This is a genomic window from Comamonas sp. GCA5, assembly GCF_036541385.1.
GTDB lineage: Bacteria > Pseudomonadota > Gammaproteobacteria > Burkholderiales > Burkholderiaceae_C > Comamonas > Comamonas aquatica.
Map to the genome: position 1 here is coordinate 1 of NZ_JAZHFR010000128.1, position 6,730 is coordinate 6,730.

Sequence of the window (6,730 nt, forward strand, 5' to 3'; positions counted from 1 at the left end):
CGCGCCGACGGCGGCACCGGCCATCGCGCCCGCGCCGAGCTGGGGCGCGCCGGACACAAGGCCCGTGGCGATGCCGGGGCCGAAGATCCCGAGCGCGAGCAAGGTGAGCGAGGCCAGCATGATGACCAGCGCGTGGTCGATGTTCGGCTCGGCGGGGTGGACTTGGAACTGCGCGAACAGGCCCGAGCCGATGCCGACGATCACAGCCAGCACCAGCACTTTGATGCCAGCGGCCACGACGTTGCCCAGCACCTTCTCGGCGAGAAAGCTGGTCTTGTTCCACAGCGCGAACGGCACCAGCACGAACCCGGCGAGCGTGGTCAGCTTGAACTCGATCAGCGTGATGAAAAGCTGGATCGCCAGCACGAAGAAGCACAGCACCACGACCAGCCACGCGAGGAACATCACCACGATGGGATCGAGATTGGCGAACACCTCGGGGAAGCCCGCCATCTCGCCGATCTGCTCCAGAATCGGCGCCCCGGCGTCGATGCCGGTCTTGGCGAGCCGGCCCGGCTGCAAGAAGTTCTCCATCGTGATGGCCGAGCCGGTGGCGGTGATGCCCAGCCCCGCGAACGAGCGGAACACGATGCTGGCCAGCCAGTTGAAGTTGTTGAGGATGTAGGCGAAGGCACCGACGTAGAGCACCTTGCGCAGCAGCTTGGCGATCACGTCATCGCCTTGGCCGGTGGCGTGGCTCATGGCCCAATACAGCCCGGCGATCGTCATGTCGATGACGATCAGCGTGGCCGTGAGGAACGCCACTTCGCCGCGCAGCAGCCCGAAACCCGAGTCGATGTAGGTGGCGAAGGTGTTGAGGAACTGGTCGATGATGGTCACGTCATTCATGGCGTGCCCTCCGGTTCCTCGAAGCTGGGCGGGATCGGCGGCAGGTCGGCCAGCGTCTGGTATTCATCCGGCCCGGCCTCGCCGGAAAAGAAGCGCCGCCGGAAGGCTTCGGCGGCGGCGCGGCAAGCGTCCTCGCCCGTGGCCTGCCGGTCGGCCGCGCATTGCGCGCGCAATGCCTTGAGCCGCACGCGATCGGCGGCCAGGGCATCGGCGAGGTTGTCGGCCGGCTGCTCGCCGCAAGCGGCCAGCAGCACGGCACCAAGGACGAGGACGCATCGCATGGCGGCCTCCTGTCAGTCGCGGTAGAAGTTGACGGACTGCGGCGTGTACGGCGTGCCTTCCCCGAGGAAGCGCCGCCGCACTTCGCGGGCGCGCTCGGTGGCCGCCGCCTGCCGCGCCAGTTCCAGCGAGGCGGCCCGGTCTTGCGTGATCTGGAGCCGCTGCGACTGGATCGACTGCTTGGCCTGCAAGGCGAGCAACTGGTTCATGGCCTGCATCGCCTGCAACGCGCCTTGCGCCGACTGGCTCTTGCCGACCAGATCGGCCAGCACGCTTTCGTCTTCGCCCAGGTTCTGCGACACCTGCGCCTGCATCTGCATGGTGGTCTGCAAGCCGCCCAGCGTGTTCTTCCACCGCTCCTGGGCGTCGCGGTACATCTGGTCGCCGCTGACGGTGGCGGCGTACTGCTCCGGGTACAGGCGGGCAAACTCCCGATCCAGATTCGTCACGTCGTAGGCCAAGCCTCGGGCCTGGGCGATCAGCCGCTCGGTCGTCGCCAGGTTGGCGCGCAACTGGCCGACCACGCTGGATGGAAGGCTGGCGAGGTTGCGCGCCTGGTTCATCAGCATTTGCGCTTCGTTCTGGAGCTGGCGAATCTGGTTGTTGATCTGCTCCAGCGTGCGGATCGCGGTCATCGTGTTCTGCACGAGGTTGGTGGGGTCGATCACGACCCATTGCGCATGGGCAGTGGCGGTGCAAAGCATGGCCGCGATGGCAGCGGCGACAAGGCGCTTCTTCATGGCAGGATCTCCTGTGGTTGGTCAGCGAGGGAATCCGGCGCGAGGCCGGGGAACGAGGGCAGCAGGTCAGCCGCCCAATCGAGGCCGCGATGGCGCAGCCAGGCACCCGCGAAGCCGGGCGTGCCGGCGTCCAGCAGCACGCGGTCTATGTCGCGCTGGTCTTGCGGCGTGGAAGCGCCCGCGAAGGCCAGCGTCGCCGCCCCCAGGTCGAGGTCGAACAGGCGGTTGCCGAGGCGGGATTGGTAGTAGTAGTCGCGCTTGGGTTGCGCGGTGGCGACGATCTCGATCTGGCGCGAGTTCAACCCGAAGCCCTCGTAGATCGTGCGAATCTGCGGCTCGGTCGCCTGCGGGTTCGGCAGGAAGATGCGGCTTGCGCAGCTCTCGATGATTGCGGGCGCGATGCTCGAATCCTTAATGTCCGCGAGCGACTGCGTGGCGAAGATCACCGACACGTTCTTCTTGCGCAGCGTCTTGAGCCACTGGCGGATGCGCGCGGCAAACACTGGGTCATCCAGGAACAGCCACGCTTCATCGAGGATCAGCAGCGTGGGAGCGCCATCAAAGCGTTCGTCAAAGCGCGCAAAGAGGTAATGCAGCACGGCCATGACGGCGGCCTTGCTGTGCATCAGCTCCTCCATCTCGAAACCCTGCACGTCCGCCATGCCCAGCCGGTCGTGGTCGGCATCCAGCAGCTTGCCGTGCGCGCCGCCCAGCACATAGGGCGCGAGCGCCTGGCGCAGCGCGTTCGATTGCAGCAGCACCGACAGGCCGGTCATCGTGCGCTGCTCGACGGGCGCACCGGCCAAGCTGCCCAGCGCCGACCAGATGGCGGCTTTCTCGTCCGGGCCGACTGCTACGCCTTCATGCAGCAAACGGCCTTCGATCCATTCGGCGGCCCAGGTGCGGTAGCCTTCGCGGTCAATGCGGGCGAGCGGCTGGAAGGCGATTTCGCCGTCCGTGCCCAAGTCGTAGTGCTCGCCGCCAAGCCCGAGGATCGTGGCGCGCATCGAACGCCCCATATCGAACGCGAAGATGCGCGAGCCGAGGTAGCGGCGGAACTGCATCGCCAGCGTGGCGAGCAGCACTGACTTGCCCATGCCCGTCGGGCCGGCCACCAGCATGTGGCCCACGTCGCCATCGTGCGTGACCAAGCGAAACGGTGTGGCGCCATCGGTGCGCGTCACGATGAGAGGCGGGCCGTCCAGATGCGCGTTGCGCTCGGGGCCGGCCCACACGGCCGACACCGGCATCATGTGCGCCAGGTTCAGCGTCGAGACGATCGGCTGGCGCACGTTGGCATAGGCGTTGCCGGGGAGCGAGGACAGCCACGCATCCACGGCATTGAGCGTTTCGGAGATGGTCACGAAGCCCCGGCCCTGGATGACGCGCTCCACCATGCGCAGCTTCTCGTCGGCTGCGGCCGGGTCGGCATCGAGCACCGTCACCGTGGCGGTGAGGTAGCCGAAGGCGACTTGATCACTGCCCAGCTCCTGCAACGCGGCATCGGCATCGGTCGCCTTGTTCGAGGCATCCGTGTCCACCAGCGGCGACTCCTGTTGGAAGATCGTTTCGCGCAGCAGCGCGATGACGTTCTTGCGCTTGGCGAACCACTGGCGGCGCAGGCGGGCGAGGTCTTTTTCCGCCTCGGATTTGTCCATGCAGAGGAAGCGCGTACTCCAGCGATACGCAAATCCGAGGCGGTTGAGGTCGTCCAGAATCCCCGGCCAAGTGGAAGTCGGGAAGCCCCGCACCGACACCACGCGCAGGTGCTGATCGCCCAGCATGGGTGCCAGTCCACCGACCAGCGCGCAGTCGGTCAGCAGCGCGTCGATATGGAACGGCACTTCGGGCACCGCCAGCGAATAGCGCCGCGTCGAGATGGTGGCGTGCAGGTAGGTCAGCGTCTGGCTGTCATCGAGCCAGGCGATTTCCGGCATCACGCCATCGAGCAGGTCGAAGACGCGATCGGTCTCCGCCACGAAGGCATCGAGCCGGCCGCGCCAATCCACGCCTTCGGTGGGCCGGTTCTCGTACAGCATCCCCGCCGCTCGGGCGCGCGACTCCTCGGGCGGTAGGTACACCAGCGTCAGGTGATAGCCGCTCTCGAAGTGGTTGCCCGAGTCCTCAAAGGTGGCGCGGCGTTCCTCGTCCACCAGCCATGACAAGGCTTCTGGGAACTCCGAGTGCGGATAGTCGGCGGCAAGCCGGCGCTCGGCTTCGATGAACAGCGCCCAGCCCGATCCCAGCCGGCGCAGCGCATTGTTCAAGCGCGCCGACGTGGCGATCAGCTCGCCTTGCGTGGCACTGTCGAGGTCAGGCCCGCGAAACCGGGCCGTGCGCTGGAAACTGCCGTCCTTGTTCAAGACGACACCCGGCGCGACGAGCCCGGCCCACGGCAGCCAATCGGCGAGCAAGGCCGGGCGCTGGCGGTATTCGGCGAGGTTCAGCATGGCGGCGTCCCCTCACACGTCCAGCAGCGGGCGGTGCTTGATGTGCCGGGCGAACACGGCCATGAACTGCGGATCGACGCGCGCACCCCATACCGCCAGCGAATGGCCGACGATCCAGAGCACCACGCCAGGAATCCACAGTTGCAGGCCCAGCCCGACGGCGGCGGCCAGCGTGCCGTTGGCAATCGCCACGGTGCGCGGTGCGCCGCCCAGCAAGATCGGCTCGGTGAGCGAGCGATGCAAAGGCACCTCGAACCCGGCCGCGAAGCTATCCGGGCCGCTCATACGACAGCCCCGCCCGAGAACGAAAAGAACGACAGGAAGAAGCTCGAAGCCGCGAACGCGATGGACAGGCCGAACACGATCTGGATCAGCTTGCGAAAGCCGCCCGACGTGTCGCCGAAGGCGAGCGCGAGGCCCGTGGCAATGATGATGATGACCGCGACGATGCGCGCCACCGGCCCCTGAATCGACTCCAAGATCGACTGCAACGGGCCTTCCCAGGGCATCGAGGAACCAGCGGCCTGCGCGGTGCCGGCCAGGAACAGCAGCAGCGCGGCCAGCAGCAGCCCTCGCCCCGCAGGGCGGGCCAGGCAGCGCAGCCGTGCAAGGCGCAAAGCCGGATTTACGGAAACACGGAAAGCAGGAATGGTCATCTGCGTCATAGCAGTTCTCCAGGTTGGTCAGGGGACGAGGAAGTCGCCGCAGCGGGTGCGGCATCAGGGATCGGCGGCAGCTCGGGAAACGGCGTTTCCAGCGCGTCCACCAGTTGGTAGCCCACGCCGTCGAAGCCGACGATGCGGGCGATGTTCTCGATGCGGCGCTTGCGTCCGCGCCCGGCGATCTGGATCACCACGTTGACCGCCTCGGCGATCAGCGCACGCGGCGGATTCACCGCCACTTCGAGAATCAGTTGCTCCAGGCGCAGCAACGCGCCCAGCGCGGAGCCGGCGTGGATCGTGGCGACGCCGCCGGGGTGGCCGGTGCCCCACACCTTGATGAGATCCAGCGCCTCGGCACCGCGTACCTCGCCGACGACGACGCGATCAGGTCGCAGGCGCATGGACGAGCGCACCAGCTCGGTCATGGACACCACGCCGGAGCGCGTGCGCAGCGGAACGTGGTCGCGGGCCGCGCATTGCAGCTCCACCGTGTCTTCGAGCACCAGCACGCGGTCGCCCGTGGCAGCTATCTCGGCCAGCAGCGCGTTCGCCAAGGTCGTCTTGCCGCTGCTGGTGGCCCCCGCGATCAGGACGTTCTGGCGCTCGCGCACGGCGCGCACCAAAAAGCCCGCCTGGGCGGCGGTCATCATTCCGTCCACGACGTACCGCTCCAGCGGGATCACGCCGATGGCGCGCTTGCGCAGCGCGAAGGCCGGCCCCGGCGCGGCTGGCGGCAGGATGCCCTCGAAGCGTTCACCGGTTTCGGGCAGTTCGGCGGACAGCAGCGGCTGGCCGCGATGCACCTCCGCGCCGACGTGGGCCGCGACCAGGCGGATGATTCGCTCGCCATCGGCTTCGGGCAGCTCCACGCCCATAGGCGCGCGGCCCGACGACAGGCGATCCACCCAAAGGGTGCGGTCAGGGTTGAGCATGATTTCCACCACGTCGGGGTCTTCGAGCGCGGTGGCGATCAGCGGCCCCATTGCCGTGCGCAGCATCTGGATGCGCCGGTCGAGCGACGTGGCACTCATGGATTGGGAAACGGCGCTCATGACGCACGCTCCTGCGCATCGGCGGCTGCCGCCGCGTCCTCCATCCGCACCGAATCGGGATGCAATTCCTCCACCACGTCGCGCACCAGGCTGCGCCCACGCATCAGGTGGCGGCCAAGCTGCTCGGTGAACTGCTCGAAACGCGCCTTGCCCAAGGCGCGGGCCGCCTCTTGGTGCGCCTCGGGAACCGGCGTGCTGACGGTCAGGTAGTAGCGGATGAACAGCGCCAGCGTCTCGATGGCGATGCTCTGGTCGCGCTCCATTCGCTCGGCCTGGCGCGAGAGGCGATCAAGGCGCTTGGCGATGGCCGCCTCGCGCTGGTCGGCCGCGTCCGGCGACAGCCAGGACGCCAAGGCAGCGGCGACGATGCTGGACTTGGACACGCCTTTCTTGGCGGCCAGTTCATCGAGCCGCTGGGCGTGCTCGGGCTGGATAAAGAGGTTCAGGCGATAGTGGCTCATAGCTCGATTCCGTCGTTGGGGTCGAGGGACGCCAGCCGGGCCGTGCGCTGCATGGCCGGATCAAGCTGGCGAGGAAGGGGAAGCGGCAGGTCGTCGTCGTCATCGAGCAGGCCGAGGTCGGCCGCGGGCGCGGCCAGCTCGGGGTCGTAGGCGACGGCCTCAGTTTAGCTCGGGCTGACGGCGCGGGCCGCCGTCGTCGGCCGACGCCCGGAAGCCTTCGGCGGCATCGGCCGCAGG

At 67.7% G+C, this 6,730-nt stretch carries 8 protein-coding genes and 1 pseudogene; all 9 read right to left on the reverse strand.

What is annotated here, in order from left to right:
- The coding region (trbL, locus tag SJH88_RS18065) for a P-type conjugative transfer protein TrbL (protein WP_274755274.1) at positions 1-849 on the reverse strand (849 nt) is incomplete at its 3' end.
- Complete coding sequence (locus SJH88_RS18070) at positions 846-1,130, reverse strand: hypothetical protein (RefSeq protein WP_008786757.1); 285 nt, start codon at positions 1,128-1,130, stop codon at positions 846-848. The genes SJH88_RS18070 and trbL, both read right to left, overlap by 4 nt.
- A gap of 12 nt (positions 1,131-1,142) precedes the next feature.
- Positions 1,143-1,868, reverse strand: coding sequence for a P-type conjugative transfer protein TrbJ (gene trbJ, locus SJH88_RS18075; RefSeq protein ID WP_008786756.1), 726 nt, complete (start codon positions 1,866-1,868; stop codon positions 1,143-1,145).
- Positions 1,865-4,318 carry a conjugal transfer protein TrbE gene (trbE, locus tag SJH88_RS18080; RefSeq protein ID WP_033946784.1) on the reverse strand — a complete coding sequence of 818 codons (2,454 nt, stop codon included), beginning with the start codon at positions 4,316-4,318 and terminating at the stop codon, positions 1,865-1,867. The genes trbJ and trbE overlap by 4 nt, the downstream gene beginning before the upstream one ends.
- Positions 4,319-4,330: 12 nt before the next feature.
- Complete coding sequence (locus tag SJH88_RS18085) at positions 4,331-4,603, reverse strand: VirB3 family type IV secretion system protein (protein ID WP_008786754.1); 273 nt, start codon at positions 4,601-4,603, stop codon at positions 4,331-4,333.
- Positions 4,600-4,983: a TrbC/VirB2 family type IV secretion system protein gene (locus SJH88_RS18090; protein ID WP_008786753.1), complete on the reverse strand. Its 384-nt coding sequence runs from the start codon at positions 4,981-4,983 to the stop codon at positions 4,600-4,602. Before SJH88_RS18090 ends, SJH88_RS18085 begins: the two co-directional genes overlap by 4 nt.
- Entirely contained in the window at positions 4,980-6,032 is a 1,053-nt protein-coding gene (trbB, locus tag SJH88_RS18095; RefSeq protein ID WP_019396556.1) for a P-type conjugative transfer ATPase TrbB, read from the reverse strand. The genes SJH88_RS18090 and trbB overlap by 4 nt, the downstream gene beginning before the upstream one ends.
- A complete protein-coding gene (locus SJH88_RS18100; protein WP_008786751.1) occupies positions 6,029-6,493 on the reverse strand; it encodes a CopG family transcriptional regulator in 465 nt (154 codons plus the stop codon). Before SJH88_RS18100 ends, trbB begins: the two co-directional genes overlap by 4 nt.
- A pseudogene (locus SJH88_RS18105) lies at positions 6,490-6,730 on the reverse strand (conjugal transfer protein TraG); the annotation flags it as partial. The pseudogene SJH88_RS18105 and the gene SJH88_RS18100, both read right to left, overlap by 4 nt.